Genomic DNA, 17803 nt, shown 5'->3' on the forward strand with positions numbered 1-17803 from the left:
TTTAACATTAAAAGGTAAAGATTGCTTATAAAAAAAATGGTCATAATCATTGCTATTTCGCTTTTTGCTCTTGGATGTGCAAAGAAATTTGATACGCCACATATGGCAGATTTTGACTTGAAAACATTTAAGGTAAGCTCATCAAAAGGTCTACTTTTGCTTTATGTGCAAAATAGCGAGAAAGAGTATAAATTTAGCCTTGTAAATGCACTTGGCGCGCCAGAAGCTAGGCGAATTTTAAAAGAAGGTAGCTTTAAAAATTTAGGTTTTTTGCCACCAAATAGTGCCTACAATGAACTTTTTATAAAAGTGCTAGAGATGATAAAAGATGAAAAAAGCGAGCAAAAATTTATGATAGATGATCAATATTATGAGGTAGAAAGTGTTGATCTACGTTAGCAAACCAGCCATTATTAGTGCCGCAGGGAGCAGCAGTAATGAGAATTTGAGCTCGCTTTTAAGTGGAAAAAGATTTTTGAGCTTAAGCAGTGAGTTTCATCCTGAGAATAAATTTTTAGTAGCGAAATTTGATAAGGCACTGCCAGAGTTTACCAAGAATACAAAAGAGCACTTTAAAACAAGAACCAATGCTTTGCTTCTAAACACGCTTCTTGAGCTTGACGATGAGATAAAAAAGGCTATCAAAAAATTTGGCAAAAGCCGTGTAGGTGTTATTTTAGGCACTACAACGAGTGGAATTGAAGAAAATTTTTGGACTTTTAAAGAGTATATAAAAACTGAAATTTTCGATAAAAGTAAGTTTGGTATAGACAGAAACTGTCTTGCAAATGTGACCGAATTTGTGAGCGAATTTTATGGATTAGAAGGTCCAAGTTTTTGCGTTTCAACTGCCTGTACTTCTGGTGTTAAGGCGATTATTGAGGCACAAAGACTAATAAAAAGCGATATTTGCGATGCGGTTATATGCGGCGGCGTAGATAGTTTAAACACCTTAACCATAAATGGCTTTAACTCACTTAGCATTTTAAGTCAAAAACCAAGCCAACCCTTTTCTAAAAACAGAGAGGGCATAAACATAGGCGAGGGAGCTGGGCTGTTTTTGCTGAGCCGTGATGAAATTTCAAACGTCGTGGTCGCTGGCTCAGCTTCAAACTGCGACGCTTTTCATATGACTCAGCCTGATTTTAATGCCAAAATGGCAATTTGTTGTATAGAAGAAGCTTTAAAAAAAGCTGGCATGGACGGCGTGGATTATGTAAATTTACATGGCACCGGCACGCAAGCAAATGACAAAATGGAGGCAAAAGCTGTAAATTTAACGCTTGGCTCCGCATATGCTAGCTCGTTAAAGCCGCAGATCGGACATACACTAGGCGCTGCTGGAGCAATAGAAAGCGCCATTTGCACCATGCTTTGCATGGGGGAAAATAGCGTCTTGCCACCACACGTTTATGACGGGGCATATGACGAGAGTTTGGAAACTATAAATTTAGTAAAAAGTGGCACGAAATTTGACGTTAAGGCGGCGATGTCGCTATCTTTTGCATTTGGCGGAGATAACGCCGCTATAATTTTTAAAAGAGTGAGATGATGATAAGTGATTATTTACCGCACAGTAGCGCCATAACCCTGATCGATGAAATTTTAGAATTTACCCCTTGTGAGAGCATAAAAGTAAGAAGCGCGATAAATGAGAAAACCCCATTTTTAAAAGATGGGAAATTTTACATGCAAAAAGCTATTGAAATGATGGCTCAAAGCCTTGGTGTTTATGACTCAAAAATGCGCGAGTTAAGGGGCGAGAAGGCGATATTTGGCTTTTTGCTTGGTAGTAGAAAATTTGAAATTCTTAGGCCATATTTTAAAGTGGGCGATGAGATAGTGATCGTCTCAAAGTGCTCGATCCAAGATGAGAGTGGATTTGGCGTTTATGACAGCGAGCTTTTTGTAAATGGGGAGCTTGGCGCAAGGGCGGTTTTAAACGTGATGAGCCCTGATGAAGAATTTGTAAAAAAGGCACTTAGTGAGTAAGAGAGTATTGATAACTGGATCAAGTAGAGGCATAGGAGCTAGCATAGCTAGGCACCTTGCTAACAAGTACGAAGTGGTGCTTCACGCAAGAAGTAAGAGCGATGAGCTTTTAAAGATGGCTAGTGAACTTGGGGCTAAATTTTTGACATTTGACGTGGCTGATACTTCTGAGGCTAAGGAGATGATAGAAGCTGACATGGAGGCAAATGGCGTCTATTACGGCGTTATTTTAAACGCTGGCATAACAAGAGATAATACCTTTGTGGGGCTGAGCGATGAAGAGTGGTTTGACGTGATAGATGTAAATTTAAATGGTTTTTACAACGTCCTAAGACCAGCGCTAATGCCCATGATAAGGGCTAGAAAGCCAGCTAGGATAGTGACACTAAGCTCGGTTTCAGGAGTCATTGGCAACAGAGGTCAGGTTAACTACTCAGCTAGCAAGGCAGGCATCATAGGAGCTAGCAAAGCCCTTGCAGTAGAGCTTGCAAGTAGAGGCATAACAGTAAACTGCGTAGCGCCCGGGCTTATAAAGACAGATATGAGCGAGGAAATTTTAAATAGCGACTTTTTAAACGAAGTACTAAAAGCTATACCTGCAAAAAGAGCTGGCGAGGCTAGCGAGGTGGCAGGGCTTGTTAAATTTTTACTAAGCGATGAGGCTAGCTACATCACAAGGCAGGTGATCGGCGTAAATGGAGGACTTTGCTAATGCGTGTATTTGTCACAGGTATCGGCACGGTCAGTGCTTTTGGCAACAGCTGGGAGGAGATGAGGGCTAAATTTCTCGAGGGCAAAAACGCTGTGAGATATATGAGTGAGTGGGAGAGTCACAAAGATCTAAACACTCGCCTAGCTGCACCAATTATAGACTACAAATATCCACAAGAGTGGGATAGAAAGCAGCTAAGAAGCCTTGGTAAGGTCTCGTGTTATAGCGTACATGCGGCTGGACTTGCTTTAAAAGATGCTGGGTTATTAAAAGGTGATGAGTTAAATGAGTCAAATTTAGACCCAAGCGTGCAAGATGGTAGAATGGGTGTAGCAAGCGGCTCAAGTACTGGTAGCACAGACTCCATTCTTGATATGGCAAAGCTAGTTTTGGACATGGATAGCGGCTTTAACGCAAATACTTACATAAAGATGATGCCTCACACTACAGCGGCAAATATCGCGCTATTTTACTCGCTAAAAGGACGCATCATCCCTACATCTTCGGCATGCACAAGTGGTTCGCACGCCATTGGCTACGCATACGAGAGTATAAAAAATGGCAGCATAGATATGATGCTAGCTGGCGGGGCTGAAGAGCTTTGCGTGAGCGAGGCATACGTCTTTGACAAGCTTTACGCAACTAGTGTAAAAAATAGCACGCCAAATTTGACCCCAACGCCGTTTGAAAAAGATAGAGATGGCTTGGTGCTTGGCGAGGGAGCTGGATTTTTGGTACTTGAAAGCGAAGAGAGTGCATTAAAAAGAGGAGCTAAAATTTACGCTGAGGTCGTTGGTTTTGGCTCGACGTGTGACGGCACGCACATCACTAGACCGCAAAGCGCTACGATGAAAGCGGCTATGAGCCTAGCGCTTAGGGACGCAAATTTAGAGCCAAAAAGTATAGGCTACGTAAATGCTCATGCGACTGCGACAAAACATGGCGACATAGCCGAGAGTATCGCTACAAACGAGCTTTTTGGAGAGGATATCGCCATTAGCTCGCTTAAAAGCTATCTTGGCCATACGCTTGGCGCTTGTGGAGGACTGGAGGCGATCGCTTCTATTATGATGATGAGAGAAGAGCTATTTTTCCCAACTATAAATTTAAATGTGATCGATCTCGAGTGCGCAAAGCTAAACTATTTAAAAGAGCCAACTCCGATAAAAACGGACTTTGTTATGAGTAATAACTTTGCATTTGGTGGTGTAAATACATCTTTGATATTTAAAAGAGTTAAAAACATTTTTTAAAAAGGATAAACATGAAAAAATTAGTTTCATTAGTTGCTATTTTGGCATTTGCTACAAGTCTTAATGCAAGAGATGATGTGAAATATCACTCACTTGATTTCCTAAATGGTCCAAAAGCTAAAAATTTCTTACTTCCAAATGTAAGTATCAGCTTTGGCACAGGCTATAGCGGTCAGGTAATTGTAAAAGATCTAACATCAAATAAAAAGACAAATGGTTTTAATAAAAGTGATGAAGAGGCATGCCAAATCGCACTTCTTTCAGCTTTAAAGACTTTCCAAGAAAGAGCATTAAAAGAAGGTGGCACAAAGGTTGTAAATTTAACTGGCTACTACAAAAAACAGCCATTTAACTCAAAAACTCAGTTTCAATGCGGAAGCGGTGCTTTGATGTCTGGCGTTACTCTAAAAGGTGATATCGCGAAATAATGAAATTTCAAGTTGATTTTTTTGATGCGATAGCTTATGGCAATGTCGGCGAGGATCTGGCTAGATACAAAAAAGAATTTGATCTAGCAAAAATTCCACCCATACAAAGAAGAAGGCTAAGTAGTGCTGCAAAGTGTGCTTTTAGCCTAATTAGTGGCTTTGATAAGCTTGATATGCCAGTTATTTTTAGCTCATATGAAGGAGAGATAAATCGCTGCTTTGAGCTAGAGACTACACTGGCAAAAGCTGAGCCGGTTTCGCCTACATCGTTTTCGCTCTCTGTGCATAACGCTATCTCGTCACTTCTTAGCATAGAAGCTAAAAATCACAATGAAATTCTTGCCATATCTTCATTTAGCCCAGTCGAAGATGCCTTGCAAGCTGCATTTTTAAGACTAAATGACGGATATGAAAAGGTGCTAATACTTGCCTATCATGAGTCGATAAGGCAGAGTTATTTTGATGAGAAAAAGCCATCATTTATGCTCGCTCTTATTATCTCAAGGGCAAAAAATGAGAGAGTTTTAACTCTAAAAAGAGCTAAAAAAGAAAAAGAAATTTGCGGGAATTTATTAAAAAGCTTTATTGTAAATTTTGATCCAAAAATATCAAAAAGCTGGCAAAGTTGTAGTTATTCTTCGTCTTGGGATTTTAGCTATGAGCCTTAAAATTTTAAGAACCGGATCTTTCTTTTTCTTTTTTGCGATCATTTGCATAAGCGGAGATTTGTTACTTGTGCCAGTGGTACTTTTGGGGCTAAATAAATTTAAATTTATACAAAATTTATGCCGTGATCTAGTTAGAATTTCTTGGGAATTTTTTATAAAAGTTGCTAAAAATTGTGGGCGTTTGGACTATAAATTTGAGCTTAGCGAGCTAAATGGCGGATCAAATTTAGTCATAGCAAACCACCCCTCGCTTCTTGATGTGGTCTTTTTAGTTTCAAAATTTAAAAGAATAAACTGCATCGTAAAGGGCGAGCTTGGCAAAAATATATTTTTATTTGCTGCAATTAGGGCGTGCAACTATATACTAAACACAAATAACGAGGAATTTTTACAAAAAAGCGTAGATGTTTTAAAAAGCGGTGAAAATTTATTAATTTTCCCAGAGGGCACACGTACGAAAGATAAAATTATTTTTCATAAGGCAGCAGCTTATATAGGTGTAAAAGGCGCTAAAAATATTGTTTGTATCGGTATCAATATGCATCCAAGAAGCCTTAGAAAAAATGAACCATGGTATAAAACGTCAGATGAAAAGATAAAATATTATTTTAAAGAGATAAAAAATTTTGATGTTGATATGTTTTTAAAAGATAGGCCAAGCCCCGTGAGGGCCAGGGCAATGCATGATGAGATAAGTAAAATTTATAAGGAGGAATTTGGTGAAAGAGCTAGTTAATGAGATAAAAGAGTTGATCATCACAAGCTTAAATTTAGAGGATATGAAGCCAAGCGATATTGATGAGAATGCGCCACTTTTTAATGATGGTCTTGGGCTTGATAGCGTCGATGCTTTAGAGCTTGGACTTGCGGTGCAGAAAAAATATGGCCTCGTGCTTGACTCAAAGAGCGCAAATCTAAAAGAGATATTTTTTAGCGTATCTTCTCTTGCAAAATACATTTACGAAAATAGGAAATAACGATGAGTGAAAAAGAAATTTTTGAAATTTTAAAGAAAGCCTTGATTGATCTTTTTGAGATAGATGAGAGCAAGATAAAGCCAGAGACTAGGATATATGAGGATTTGCAGATTGATAGCATCGACGCTATTGATATGATTGATTACATCAAACGTCAAACCGGACATAGGCTGATGCCAGAGGATTTTAAAAACGTAAAAACGCTTGATGATATCGTAAAAGCTGTAGCAAAGAAATTTGAAGCATAAAATAGTAAACCTAGTTCTAATTTTAGTAAGCATTGCTTATCCTTTAGTGCTATTTTTTTGGCAAGAAAACGCCACTTTGATATTTGGTGTTTTATGTGTGCTTTGGGGGCTTAGAGCCTATTTTGAAAGTGGCAAGAAAAGGCAGGTTTGCTTATTGGCTAGCTTGTTTTTTGCTATTTGTGCTATTTTTAGAAGTGTAAATCTAGCACTTTTATATCCAAGTATCGTAAGCCTTGGCTTTTTGGCGGTCTTTTTTTACAGCTTAAAGGATGAGGCCGTTATAACCAAAATCGCTAGATTAAAAGAGAAAAGCATAGATGAAAAGGTCGTTAGTTACACAAGAGGGCTAACAAAAATTTGGTGCCTATTTTTTGTATTTAATGCGGTTTTTGCATTTGTTTTATCGTGCTTTGAAAATAAATTTTATTGGAGCATTTACTGCTCCTTTGTCTCTTATATTTTGATGGGATTTTTGTTTTTTGGAGAAATTTTATATCGTAAAGTTTTTATTTTAAAGAGGAAAAATGGAGTTTGAAAATAATCTAAAAGAGTTTAAATTTGTTGATATTGATAAAAATTTATACTCACAAGTTGGTATTTTTGGGGCAAATTTAAAAGAGTATGGCGTGAGTGAGATAGAGATCTATCTAAGTGAAACTTTTGACTTTTGTGTCGCCTTTTTTGGAGCACTTGCAGTTGGTATTAGGCCGATTTTGCTTGCAAAGCCCATTTTTAGTAGTGATAAATTTAATATCAATGATGAAAATTTCAAGAATTTTTTAGCTCCAGCCAGAAATATGGAGCCAAAATTTAATCTAAATTCTACTTTTTTTCTTCAAACTTCAGGCTCAACTGGAAAGAGTAAAAATATACCAAAAAGACTTGGTGCGATGATAGAAGAAGGGCTATTTTTGAAAGAAGAACTTGGATTTAATGAAAGTGATACATTTTTTTCAAGCGTTTCGCATCAGCATATGTTTGGCCTTACTTTTAAGGTATTTTTACCCATCATCTCTGGTGCAAAGGCCGTTAGCAAGGAGCTAAATTACCCAGAGGCGATCTTTGAGCTAGAGCTTGAAAATTTAAGTTTCATAACAAGCCCAGTTTTGCTTCAAACGCTAATTTCTAGCCCAAGAGCAGCTGAAATTTCAGGGCTAAAAAACATCATCTGCGCCGGCTCAGCCCTAAAGAGTGAGCTAAGAGCTAGCATAGCAAAACTAAGCAGTGCGCGTATCATCGACATCTACGGCAGCACTGAAACTGGTGTAGTAGCTAGAAATTTAGGCGATGAACTTTTGCTTTTTAGCAAGGTAAAGGCAGGTCTTAGCGAGGATGAGGCACTAAACGTGAGCTCACCATGGTGTGAGTTTTTCCAAACTAGCGACTGGGCGCAGATAGATGGTAGCAGGCTCACGCTAAAAGGTAGGATCGATAGGATAGTAAAGCTAAATGATAAAAGGGTCAATCTAATAAGTATCGAAAATAAGATGTTTGAAAGTGGTCTTTTAAAAGACTGTTACTGTGATACGCATCCAAAATTTAAGCGTCTGGCCGCACTTTTAGAACTTGGTGAAGAGGGCGTGAAGCTCTTTAGAAATAGTGGTAAAAAGTGCGTTGTAGCAAGGCTAAATGAGCTTTTAAGGCCTGAGTTTAAAAATAGTGTTAGGTATTTTAAAATCGTTAGCTCGCTTTGCAAAAACACTCAAGGGAAATTTCTAAAAGCAAATTTTAAAGAGCTTTTAGAAAAGAGTGAAGAGCCTAGCTGGGATAAAAGTAGCGAAAATGGCGTCTATAAATTTAAAACAAAGCTTAGCCCAGCACTTGGCATTTTTACCGAACATTTTCCAAATTTACCGCTGCTACCTGGCTTTGTGCAGCTTGATTTTGTATTTAAATTTGCAAGAGAGCTTGGCGCAAATATAGGCGATCAGTGCGTGGTGGAGAATCTGAAATTTTTAAAATTTGTAAGGCCAAATGACGAGCTTTGTATAGAAATTTCGCAAAAAGATGAGAAAATTTATTTTGAGATATTTTGCAACGGCACTAGAAGTGCTGCTGGTAGGATAAAGCTGGGATTATGAAGACACTCTTTCTCATACCATTTTATAACCATCCAGAAAAGATCAAAGCCCTTTGTGAGGCGCTTACTAGCTATGATCTACCTATTTTAATAGTTGATGATGGCTCAAACGAGACTTCAAAAAAAGCTTTGCAAAATTTGAGCGAATTTGGTGTAGAAATTTTGACAAGAGCACAAAATGGCGGTAAGGGGGCTGCACTAAAAGATGGCTTTAGACATGCCTTGCAAAATGGCTACACGCATGCATTTCAGATCGACGCTGACTTTCAGCACGACATAAGCGAGGTTGCGGAGTTTTTGGAGCTTAGCAAAAAGTATCCACATGATATGATAATGGCTGATCCAATTTATGGCGAGGATGCACCAAAGTCGAGGTTTTATGGTAGAAAGATCACAAATTTTTGGGTCAAGGTAAATACATTAAGCACCGACATAAAAGATGCGATGTGTGGCTTTAGAATTTATCCTCTAAAAGAGCTTGAGAGTGCGATCTCTCAAAGCAAATCAAATAGGATGGAATTTGACATGGAAATCCTTGTAAATGCTGTGAGAGCAGGTGTTGGATTAAGATGGATACCGCTAAAAGTAAGATATGAAAAAGGTGGAATTTCTCACTTTAAAATGCTAAAAGATAACGTATTAATAAGCCTTATGCATGCTAAATATTTTTTTAGTTTGGTTCCATTTTTGCTGAGCAAAGTCTTTAGGGGACAAAAATACGTATGGTGGCAAAAAGGCGAAAGATCAAATGAATTTTTCTTAAGGGTGAGTTTATTTTTAACCAAGAATTTGCCTATTTTTCTTATAAAACCTATCGTTATGATCGTCGTTTGTTTTTATTATATTTTTTCAAAAATAGAGAGAAAAAATATAAGAGAATTTTTGCAAAACGTAGAGAAATTTAGTGGTAAAAAGCCGGCTACTGGTGTTTTTAGAAATTTTTATGAATTTGGTATTGCGATCTGCGATAAATTTCGTATTTGGCAAAATGGTGTGCTCGAAAATGAGCTAGATATTGACGAACTCATGTGGATAAAAGAAGAGTTTGAGGCATCAAAGCGTGGCAGAATTTTGCTAACAAGCCATCTAGGGAATGTAGAAATTTGCAAGACACTTTCGCTTCGATCGCCAAGTTTTCGCATGATCATCTTGGTTTATAGCAAGGGAAATGAAAATTTTTATAAAATTTTAGAGCAGATAAGTAAGGGACAGATTAGATTAATAAGCGTAGAAAATCTCGATGCAGCAGCTATGCTTGAGCTAAAAGAGGCGGTAGAAAGTGGCGTAAATATCGGCATAATGGGCGATAGAACTCCGGTAAATGGCGATAAATTTGTTGAGGTTAGTTTTCTTGGCAAGATGGCTAAATTTAACTATGGCCCATACTTGCTAGCTGGTATTTTGGGTGTAAAAATGAGCACGCTTTGGTGCGTGAAAAATGGCGATAAATTTAGCATCGAGCTAAGCGACATCGCAGATGAGATAAAACTAGGTCGCGACCGCAAGGCAGGCGTCATGCCATACGTGCAAATCTATGTAAGACAGCTCGAAGATCACGCTTGCAAGAACCCATCGCAGTGGTTTAATTTTTTTGATTTTTGGAGATAAATTTGAAAATTTCACACGTTAGCACATTTAAAGTGGCGTTTTTTGACGTCGATAGCATGGAGGTGATGTGGCATGGAAACTATGTCAAGTACCTAGAAATGGCACGCTGCGAACTACTTGACAAGCTTGGATACAACTACATAGCTATGAAAAAAGATGGTTACGCCTTTCCTATCGTAAAACTTGACGTAAAATACGTGCGACCAGCCTTTTTTAACGACGTCATAAAGGTCACGACGACGCTTAGCGAGTGCGAAACATTTTTAAAATTTCACTATCTTATAGAAAATGAAAAGGGCGAAAAGCTAAGCGAGGCAAATACTGCCCAAGCTGTCATCGAGATGAAGAGCTTGCAAACTTGCTTTGAGATGCCAGAAGCGCTAATAAAGGCGATTGAAGCTTACACGAAAAAGGAAATTTTATGAAAAAAATAGCTCTTTTTTTAGCCATTTTTATATCTTGCTTTGGCTATGAGCTGGGTGAACTTAAAAATATAGTAAAAACAGATGGCGTAAGCGGAAATTTCACGCAAACTAAGAGCCTGGCTGGCTTTAACAAAAGCATAAAAAGCTCTGGTGAGTTTAGGCTTGAAAAGGGCGGACTTTACTGGGACACGCTAGAGCCAGCCGTCTCAAAGGTTTTTATAAATAAAGACGGCATTTTCAAAAACGAAAATGGCAAGCTTGAAAAGACGAGCGCAAATTTTGACGAAAAGCTATTTCTTGCTATCATCAGCCTCGATGAAAACGAGCTTAGGAAAGAATTTGATATAAAAACAAGCGGCAGCCTAAAAGAGTGGAGTATAGAGCTAAACCCTAAAAATTTACTCTTTAAACAAATTTTTAAAAGCATAAAGATAAGTGGCGACGATGTGGTAAAAAAGATCGAGCTTGACGAGGTAAGCGGAGATAAAACAATAAATGAGTTTAGTCTAAAATGAAAAAACTAGCCACGATCTTGGCTTTTATCTTTGTTTTTTTAGCCTCGCTTGGATATTCGCTTGCGAGCCTAAAAAACGTCCAAACCGACATCTTTTCACTGATAAATTTCAAAGACGCCAAAGAGGCAAAGGTGCTAAAAGAGGTGCAAGATGAGATGGCGTCAAATTTTTTGGTACTAGTAAATTCCAAAGAACTAGCCAAAGACATGCAAAGCTTAGCACTTAAAAGCTCGCTTTTTAAGAGCTTTGAGGCGAACATTGACGTAAATTTAAATGATATAAAAAACGACATCAACCGCTCAAAGATCGCGCTTTTAAGTAGGGCTGATCTAGAGCTTTTAAAAAGCGATAAAAACGCCTTTTTTAAAAAGCGTGCGGAGGAAATTTTTAACAGCTTTAGCTTTAAGCTTTTAAATGTAAAAGATGATTTTTTCTCGCTAAGTAGTGGTTTTAGTGCAAAAAATGGCAATGTGAGCTTAAATTTAGCCGAGCTCATGCTTGAGGTAAAAGACGCAGAAAAGAGCTTTTTCTTACTAAAAGGCGAGCTAAAAAAGGGAGCTGCGAGTGAGGGGCTAATAAATTTTTATAACGAGCTAAACGCACTAAAAGTTGGGCAAAACAAGCTTTTTGTACATTCAAGTGCCCTCTATCAGGCATTTTCAAAGCAAAAAAATGAGAGCGAGAGCCTTTATATGAGTGCGGTTTCGCTAAGCCTAACCGCTATATTTTTGATGCTTGCCTTTAGAAATTTGCGAATTTTTTATGTGATATTTATCGCTGCATTTGGCTTTAGCGTGGCATTTGCAGGCACTTTGCTCTGCCTTGGTGAGCTAAACATCCTTACTATTTTAATAAGCACAAGCCTCATTGGACTCATGTTTGACTACGTCTTACACTGGCTTAGCAAAAACGAGGGCGAAGCGATCAGGGCAGACAGCATAAAAAATATGCTAAAAATCTTCTTACTAGGCCTTCTTATCACGCTTAGTGGCTATCTAGCTTTTACGTTTTCTGATCTTAAACTGCTTAAAGAGGTGGCGCTATTTTCGGCATTTGCGCTCGTTACTGCGTTTTTGGCTAGCTACTTTTTCATGCCTTTAGTCTTTGAAGGGGTGAAATTTTATAGATCAAAGATTTTTGATGCGTTTTTAACTAAATTTTGCAAGCTCTCTGCCCTAGTTGCTAGGCATTTGGGGGTTAAATTTCTAGCTATCTCACTTATTTTGCTAGCTATTTTTCTTGTTTTTGATCTTAAAAATTTATCAAAAAGCGAAAATGTAAAAGACTACTCAAATATGCCAAAGAGCCTGCTAGCGGACTCTTCTTATATCTTAAGTCTAACTGGAAATAATCAAAACACGATGATCGTGACAAGGTCTAGCGGTGACATTTTAGGAAGCGAAAAAAGCCTTTTAGACGAGCTAAAAAAGAGAAATTTGATAAAAGATGAGAGCTCGCTAAGTGATATGTTTTTAAGTAAAAGCGAGCAGGATGAGCTAAAAGAGGCGTTTAAAAAGGCGCTTGACGATGAGCAAATTTACGTGATTTATGAGAGATTTGGCTTTAGCAAGGATGAGATACGAAGCGAAATTTTAAAGGTTTTGGGCGAAAAAGAGCTTGGCGTGAGTGAAATTTTGGCTCTAAAATCAATGAAGGATTTTAAGAAATTTATGCTTGATGAAAATGCAAGTGTGGCTTACGCGAGCGGCTTTGTAAAAAGGGTGGCAAGTGATGAGGTGCTGGAACGCCACAAAGCTTTTAGCCTAAATTTTGCTGACTCGCTAAATGAGAGCCTAACTCAGGCAAAAGAGCTTGCTCTAAAGCTAAAAATAGCAGCGCTTGTGATCGCCTTTTTACTGCTATGGGTTTATTTTAGTGCGCTTATTTCGGCACTTGTGATGGGTATCATCATCTTTGGCGTGCTTCTTACGCTCTTTATTTTTGCTATTTTTGGCATAAATTTAAGCATTTTTGGCATCTTTGGGCTCATCCTTGCAAGCGCTGTGGGGATTGACTACATGATATTTGCGCTAAATGAGAGTCTTAGCGAAAAAGAGCGAATTTATGGGATATTTTGCGCATTTATCACGAGTTTTATCTCGTTTTTTACGCTATCTTTTAGTCAGACTGCCGCTCTTAGCGTATTTGGATTAAGCGTTAGCCTTTGCGTGCTGATATATGGGCTATGTGCTAGCGTTTTATCTTGTAAAAATATAAAAATTTAGTTTGATTTTTAGACTCCAAGCAGCTTGTCTAGTTTATGGTTTTTGGCAAAAATTTTATTAATGGCTAGTTTTGCCTATGTCTGCATTTTATTTGCCTTGTTCTGGACGTTTGAGGCTGAAATGAGATCAAATTTATACGGCAGCTTAAATAGCGATTTGTCTAGCTTTTGCAAACACTGCCCTTTTTGAAAGCTTTATTTTCCGCTTTCAAAAATACACTTATGACTTACCAAATTTGCACGGCATGAGGCGCCGTAAGCTCGCATAAATTTGGCATAAGAGCTAAACTCACCACTGTTAATCTCGCTTATAAATTTATCTAACCCTCGCTCTTACTATTTTGCGGGATATTACCTTCGCTAAGGTCTATGAGGTCATCCACATAGATGACATAGTCGCGTATTTTATGAGCTCTTGTCTATCTTTTGTGACAACTTCTTTACTCTCTTTATTGGCATATCCACCAAAATTTTGCGCCAATGTATCCAAAGGCGAGTTATACTTGCTTTTATTTCGCCCGGCTACATCTTGGTGTCAAATGCAAATAACGCAATAATGGTGAGTGGTAAAAATTTTTAAGCATTTTTAGCTTCCTAAATTTGGCTCTTTTGATCTTTTAGTATAAAAATTTTTGGCTAGCTAAATCGCACAAGATTTTAAAGACAAATTTTTAAGCAAAAAATATCTCACTTTTTAAGCGAAGTAGGCATAGATACGCACTTAGCACGCTTTGCTCTCTAATGTAGTTGCGATCTCCTTTTAAAAGAAGTCTCTCAATCTCGATGTTACCGTCTTTATCTCCGGCTGCGACGTAGACCGTGCCAACTGGCTTGCTGGCTGTGCCACCACCTGGTCCAGCGATACCGCTAATCGCAAGCACAAAGTCCGCATTTGTCGTGCTTAGCGTACCTTTTACCATCGCTTTTACGCAAGGCTCGCTCACGGCTCCGTAAGTATCTAAAATTTCATCCTCAACGCCCAGCCACTCGTGCTTTATGTGATTTGCGTAGGTTACTAGTGAGCCATCAAAGCTAGCTGAGATGCCGCCATACCTTGCAAATTTAGCCGCCGCAAGCCCAGCTGTGCAAGACTCAGCAAATGAAATTTTAAGCCCCTTTTGCATGAGCTTCTTTGCCACAAATTCTATCACATCTTTTTGTGGGATAAATTTTTGCGAGAATAGCGTTTTTACCCCTTGTAAAAAGCTCTCGATCTGACCAAATTTATTACTTTTTGCCCTTACTAGTATCAAATTTGGCAGGATCTGCGCAAGGGTTATATCGACCTCGTAAGTTTTAGCAAGTGGCAGCATAAGGATCTTCGCGCTATCTGCGTCGATGTCTATTAGATGAAAGTAACTAAAATCAGGCTCATAGTCGGTTAGAAACTCGCCTAGCTCTTCATTTGGATTAGCTTTTATGAGATTTATCTGGGCGTTATTTAGGCTGGCTAAAAAGCTATTTTTTGAGTAGTCTAAGCTATCTTTAAGCACAAGTGTCGTGCTATCTTTTAGCTCAAGTGAGCCCCCAGTTAGCGTCGCTACGATCTTTGCGGCGATGGCAAAATTTTCATCCGAGCCAAAAATGCTTACAAAGTCGTAATCTTTTGATAAATTTTCGATGATAAAAGGCAGCTCTTTGCTATTTTTTGGAGCAAAACTGACCACTCCAAGCTCGCCAAAATGATCCTCGTAACTTTGAAAAATGTAGTTTAGAAATTCTCTATTTATCTCAAGATCTTCGCCTATTATCAAGATACTTTGTCTCATTTTTAAGCTCCTTTTTTTGCCTCATTATACTATTTTTCAGTGTGATTTAACCAGCACAGGTGTAAAATTAGCAAATTTTTAAATCAAGGTAAAAAATGGACTACAAAGAGACACTTTTACTCCCAGAGACAAATTTCCCGATGCGCGGAAATCTCCCACAAAATGAACCACAAAGACTAAAATCATGGTACGAAGAGCGCAAGGTTTATGAAAAAATGAAGAAAAATCGCCAAAAAGCGGTTAAAAACTTCAACATCCACGACGGCCCTCCGTATGCGAACGGCCACCTTCACATCGGCCACGCGTTAAATAAAATTTTAAAAGATATCATCACAAAAACGCACTATTTTTACGGCGAAAACGTCCGCTACGTGCCAGGCTGGGACTGTCATGGCTTGCCTATCGAGCAGCAAGTTGAAGTAAAGCTTGGCGATAAGAAAAAAGAGCTTAGCAAGGTCGAGATCAGGGAGCTTTGCAGACAGCACGCGAGAGAATTTATAGATATCCAGCGAAATGAATTTAAAAGCCTTGGCATCATCGGTGACTTTGAAAATCCATACATGACGATGAAATTTGAGTTTGAGGCCGACATCTACAAAGCACTTTGCGAGATCGCTAAAAAGGGGCTTTTGATAGAAAGAAGCAAACCAGTTTATTGGAGCTGGGCGGCTAGATCGGCGTTAGCTGAAGCTGAAGTCGAGTATGAGGAGAAAGAGGACTACTCTATTTACGTAGCATTTGAGCTTGATGGCGACGCGCTAGAAAAGCTTGGCGTAAAAGAGGCAAGCGCTGTCATCTGGACAACTACGCCTTGGACACTTCCAGCAAATCAAGCCATAAGTCTAAAACCAGATGAAATTTATGTGCTAACGGCTGAAAATTTGATCTTTGCAAAGCCACTACTTGAAAGCGTTGTACAAAGCGGCCTAAGCAAGGGTGAGATCAAAAAAGAGTTTAAATCAAGCCTGCTTGAAAACACTCACGCGATAAATCCGCTAAACGGCAGAAAGTCGCGATTTTTACTAGGCGATCACGTCATGATGGATGGTGGTACTGGACTTGTTCATACAGCTCCAGGACACGGCGAGGACGACTATTACATATGTTTGAAATATGGTTTTAGCGAAATTTTGATGCCGGTTGATGATGGTGGCTGCTACGATGAGAGCCTAAAGCATCACGGACTATTTAGAAGCGACGTGGTTGACGAGTTTGTCGGCATGCACATCTTTAAAGCAAATGAGAAAATTTTAGAGCTACTTGGCAAAAGCTTGCTTAGCGTATCTAAATTTAGACACTCTTATCCATTTTGTTGGAGAACGCACAAGCCTGTCATTTATAGAGCCACAAAGCAGTGGTTTATAGCTATGGATGAGGCTAAACTTGGTGGCAGAACGCTTAGACAAACAGCGCTAAAAGAGCTTGAAAAGGTTAAATTTTATCCAAGCGTAGGCATAAAAAGAATAGGCTCGATGATAGAAAATCGCCCAGACTGGTGTATCTCTCGTCAGCGTGACTGGGGCGTGCCGATCGCGTTTTTTAGAGACAAAGCGACAAAAGAAGTTATATTTGATAGTGAAATTTTAGACCACATCGTTGCTATCTTTAAAGAAAAAGGCGCTGATGCGTGGTGGGCGCTAAGTATAGACGAGCTTTTACCAAAGGGCTCAAAATACAAGGCTGAAAATTTAGAAAAAGTGATGGACATTCTTGACGTTTGGTTTGATAGCGGCTCGACATGGCATGCGGTCTTGCAAAGCGACAACTACGACGCTGGCAAATACCCTTCAAGCATGTATCTAGAGGGCTCAGATCAGCACCGCGGCTGGTTTCAAAGCTCGCTTCTAGTAAGCACAGCTATAAATTCTCACGCACCTTACGAGAGCATCCTAACTCACGGCTTTACTGTCGATGCTAAGGGCGAGAAGATGAGCAAGAGCAAGGGCAACGTCATAGCTCCACAAGACGTTGCTAAGACTCACGGCGTGGAAATTTTACGGCTTTGGGTTGGCATGAGTGATTATTCAAGCGACCTAAAGATAAGCGAAGATATATTAAAGCAAATCAGCGAGCAGTACCGCAAAATCCGCAACACTATCCGCTTTTTACTAGCAAACGTAAATGATCTTGAGAGCCTAAATACAGAGTTTAACATCCTTGATAAGTGGATATTGGCGCGCGCTAAAAAGGTTTTCGACGAGGCGAGCGCTTGCTTTAGAAATTATGACTTTTCAAAGGGCTTTAACATCCTTTTAAATTTCCTATCAGCCGATCTTAGCGGCGTCTATCTTGACGTTTGCAAAGATAGACTTTACTGCGACGCAAAAGACGCACCGAGAAGAAGATCAGCTCAAAGCGCGATGGCGATCATCACAAAGGCGCTTTTGCCACTCATCGCTCCAACGCTTACTTACACCGTTGATGAGGTGATGGACTATGCTCCAAAGATCATCAAGGGCGAGACAAAAGACGCGTTTGATCTAGTCTATGAGCCAATCAAATTCGACCTTAGCTTTGAAGATGAGCTACTTTTTGCCAGTAGGGAGAAATTTAACGAGATCGTGGACGTTCTTAAGAAGGACAAAAAGATAAAATCAACCCTAGAGCTAAGTCTAGAGACCACAAACCACAACATCACAAGCTACGACGAGCGCGAAGTGGCCGATCTTTACATGGTAAGCTCGGTTAGAGCTTATGATGATAGCGAGCCACTAGCCGAGTTTGAGCTTGAGGGTGATAAATTTAAGATCATAGCAAGCAACCTTCACAAATGCCCAAGATGCTGGAAATTTAACGCTAGCAAAGAAGATGCGCTATGTCCAAGATGTGAAGAGGTCATAAGTGCTAAGTGAGCCAGTAAGCGCAACTATCATAGTCGCAACGATCGCTGCGGTGGTCGTTGTT

The 17803-nt window shown here is 39.2% G+C and carries 19 protein-coding genes; 17 read left to right on the top strand and 2 right to left on the bottom strand.

What is annotated here, in order from left to right; genetic code table 11:
* The first annotated feature begins 21 nt into the window (after nt 1-21).
* Genes CYO92_RS04910 through CYO92_RS04985 form a run of 16 tightly spaced genes read left to right on the top strand, consistent with a single transcriptional unit; the run spans nt 22 to nt 13131 of the window.
* Nucleotides 22-399 (top strand): hypothetical protein, encoded by a 378-nt coding sequence (locus CYO92_RS04910; RefSeq protein WP_103588877.1) that lies wholly within the window; start codon nt 22-24, stop codon nt 397-399.
* Entirely contained in the window at nt 383-1552 is a 1170-nt protein-coding gene (locus CYO92_RS04915) for a beta-ketoacyl synthase N-terminal-like domain-containing protein (protein WP_223155382.1), read from the top strand. Before CYO92_RS04910 ends, CYO92_RS04915 begins: the two co-directional genes overlap by 17 nt.
* Nucleotides 1552-1992 (top strand): thioester dehydrase, encoded by a 441-nt coding sequence (locus tag CYO92_RS04920; RefSeq protein WP_258033825.1) that lies wholly within the window; start codon nt 1552-1554, stop codon nt 1990-1992. Before CYO92_RS04915 ends, CYO92_RS04920 begins: the two co-directional genes overlap by 1 nt.
* On the top strand, nt 1985-2704 hold the full coding sequence (fabG, locus tag CYO92_RS04925; RefSeq protein WP_103588879.1) for a 3-oxoacyl-ACP reductase FabG: 720 nt from the start codon (nt 1985-1987) through the stop codon (nt 2702-2704). The genes CYO92_RS04920 and fabG overlap by 8 nt, the downstream gene beginning before the upstream one ends.
* Nucleotides 2704-3957 carry a beta-ketoacyl-ACP synthase gene (locus CYO92_RS04930; RefSeq protein WP_103589111.1) on the top strand — a complete coding sequence of 418 codons (1254 nt, stop codon included), beginning with the start codon at nt 2704-2706 and terminating at the stop codon, nt 3955-3957. The genes fabG and CYO92_RS04930 overlap by 1 nt, the downstream gene beginning before the upstream one ends.
* An 11-nt stretch (nt 3958-3968) precedes the next feature.
* The gene (locus tag CYO92_RS04935) at nt 3969-4385 is read left to right on the top strand and encodes a hypothetical protein (RefSeq protein ID WP_021090821.1); all 417 of its coding nucleotides are present in this window, start codon (nt 3969-3971) and stop codon (nt 4383-4385) included.
* Nucleotides 4385-5053 (top strand): beta-ketoacyl synthase chain length factor, encoded by a 669-nt coding sequence (locus CYO92_RS04940; RefSeq protein ID WP_103588880.1) that lies wholly within the window; start codon nt 4385-4387, stop codon nt 5051-5053. The genes CYO92_RS04935 and CYO92_RS04940 overlap by 1 nt, the downstream gene beginning before the upstream one ends.
* Nucleotides 5043-5789, top strand: a complete 747-nt coding sequence (locus CYO92_RS04945; protein WP_103588881.1) for a lysophospholipid acyltransferase family protein — start codon at nt 5043-5045, stop codon at nt 5787-5789. The genes CYO92_RS04940 and CYO92_RS04945 overlap by 11 nt, the downstream gene beginning before the upstream one ends.
* Entirely contained in the window at nt 5773-6030 is a 258-nt protein-coding gene (locus CYO92_RS04950; RefSeq protein WP_021090881.1) for a phosphopantetheine-binding protein, read from the top strand. Before CYO92_RS04945 ends, CYO92_RS04950 begins: the two co-directional genes overlap by 17 nt.
* A gap of 2 nt (nt 6031-6032) precedes the next feature.
* The gene (locus tag CYO92_RS04955; RefSeq protein ID WP_021090641.1) at nt 6033-6278 is read left to right on the top strand and encodes an acyl carrier protein; all 246 of its coding nucleotides are present in this window, start codon (nt 6033-6035) and stop codon (nt 6276-6278) included.
* Between the two features lie 46 nt (nt 6279-6324).
* Nucleotides 6325-6813: a DNA gyrase subunit B gene (locus CYO92_RS04960; RefSeq protein WP_258033826.1), complete on the top strand. Its 489-nt coding sequence runs from the start codon at nt 6325-6327 to the stop codon at nt 6811-6813.
* A complete protein-coding gene (locus tag CYO92_RS04965; RefSeq protein WP_103588883.1) occupies nt 6803-8359 on the top strand; it encodes an AMP-binding protein in 1557 nt (518 codons plus the stop codon). The genes CYO92_RS04960 and CYO92_RS04965 overlap by 11 nt, the downstream gene beginning before the upstream one ends.
* The gene (locus tag CYO92_RS04970) at nt 8356-9966 is read left to right on the top strand and encodes a glycosyltransferase family 2 protein (RefSeq protein WP_180997870.1); all 1611 of its coding nucleotides are present in this window, start codon (nt 8356-8358) and stop codon (nt 9964-9966) included. The genes CYO92_RS04965 and CYO92_RS04970 overlap by 4 nt, the downstream gene beginning before the upstream one ends.
* 2 nt (nt 9967-9968) lie before the next feature.
* Nucleotides 9969-10391: an acyl-CoA thioesterase gene (locus CYO92_RS04975; RefSeq protein WP_223315393.1), complete on the top strand. Its 423-nt coding sequence runs from the start codon at nt 9969-9971 to the stop codon at nt 10389-10391.
* Nucleotides 10388-10906 carry a LolA family protein gene (locus CYO92_RS04980; RefSeq protein ID WP_103588886.1) on the top strand — a complete coding sequence of 173 codons (519 nt, stop codon included), beginning with the start codon at nt 10388-10390 and terminating at the stop codon, nt 10904-10906. Before CYO92_RS04975 ends, CYO92_RS04980 begins: the two co-directional genes overlap by 4 nt.
* On the top strand, nt 10903-13131 hold the full coding sequence (locus CYO92_RS04985) for a hypothetical protein (protein ID WP_103588887.1): 2229 nt from the start codon (nt 10903-10905) through the stop codon (nt 13129-13131). Before CYO92_RS04980 ends, CYO92_RS04985 begins: the two co-directional genes overlap by 4 nt.
* A 366-nt stretch (nt 13132-13497) precedes the next feature.
* Here CYO92_RS04985 and CYO92_RS09555 read toward each other — a convergent pair whose 3' ends face one another.
* Together CYO92_RS09555 and CYO92_RS04995 are read right to left on the bottom strand one after the other, a co-directional pair.
* Entirely contained in the window at nt 13498-13620 is a 123-nt protein-coding gene (locus tag CYO92_RS09555) for a hypothetical protein (RefSeq protein WP_258030512.1), read from the bottom strand.
* A gap of 181 nt (nt 13621-13801) precedes the next feature.
* Nucleotides 13802-14899, bottom strand: a complete 1098-nt coding sequence (locus CYO92_RS04995) for a CinA family protein (protein WP_103588888.1) — start codon at nt 14897-14899, stop codon at nt 13802-13804.
* Nucleotides 14900-14994: 95 nt separating this feature from the next.
* Here CYO92_RS04995 and ileS point away from each other — a divergent pair, with 95 nt between their 5' ends.
* On the top strand, nt 14995-17751 hold the full coding sequence (gene ileS, locus CYO92_RS05000) for an isoleucine--tRNA ligase (RefSeq protein ID WP_103588889.1): 2757 nt from the start codon (nt 14995-14997) through the stop codon (nt 17749-17751).
* Nucleotides 17752-17803 lie beyond the last annotated feature (52 nt).

The sequence above is a fragment of the Campylobacter concisus genome (assembly GCF_002913715.1).
In the GTDB taxonomy this organism is placed as follows: Bacteria; Campylobacterota; Campylobacteria; order Campylobacterales; family Campylobacteraceae; genus Campylobacter_A; species Campylobacter_A concisus_AG.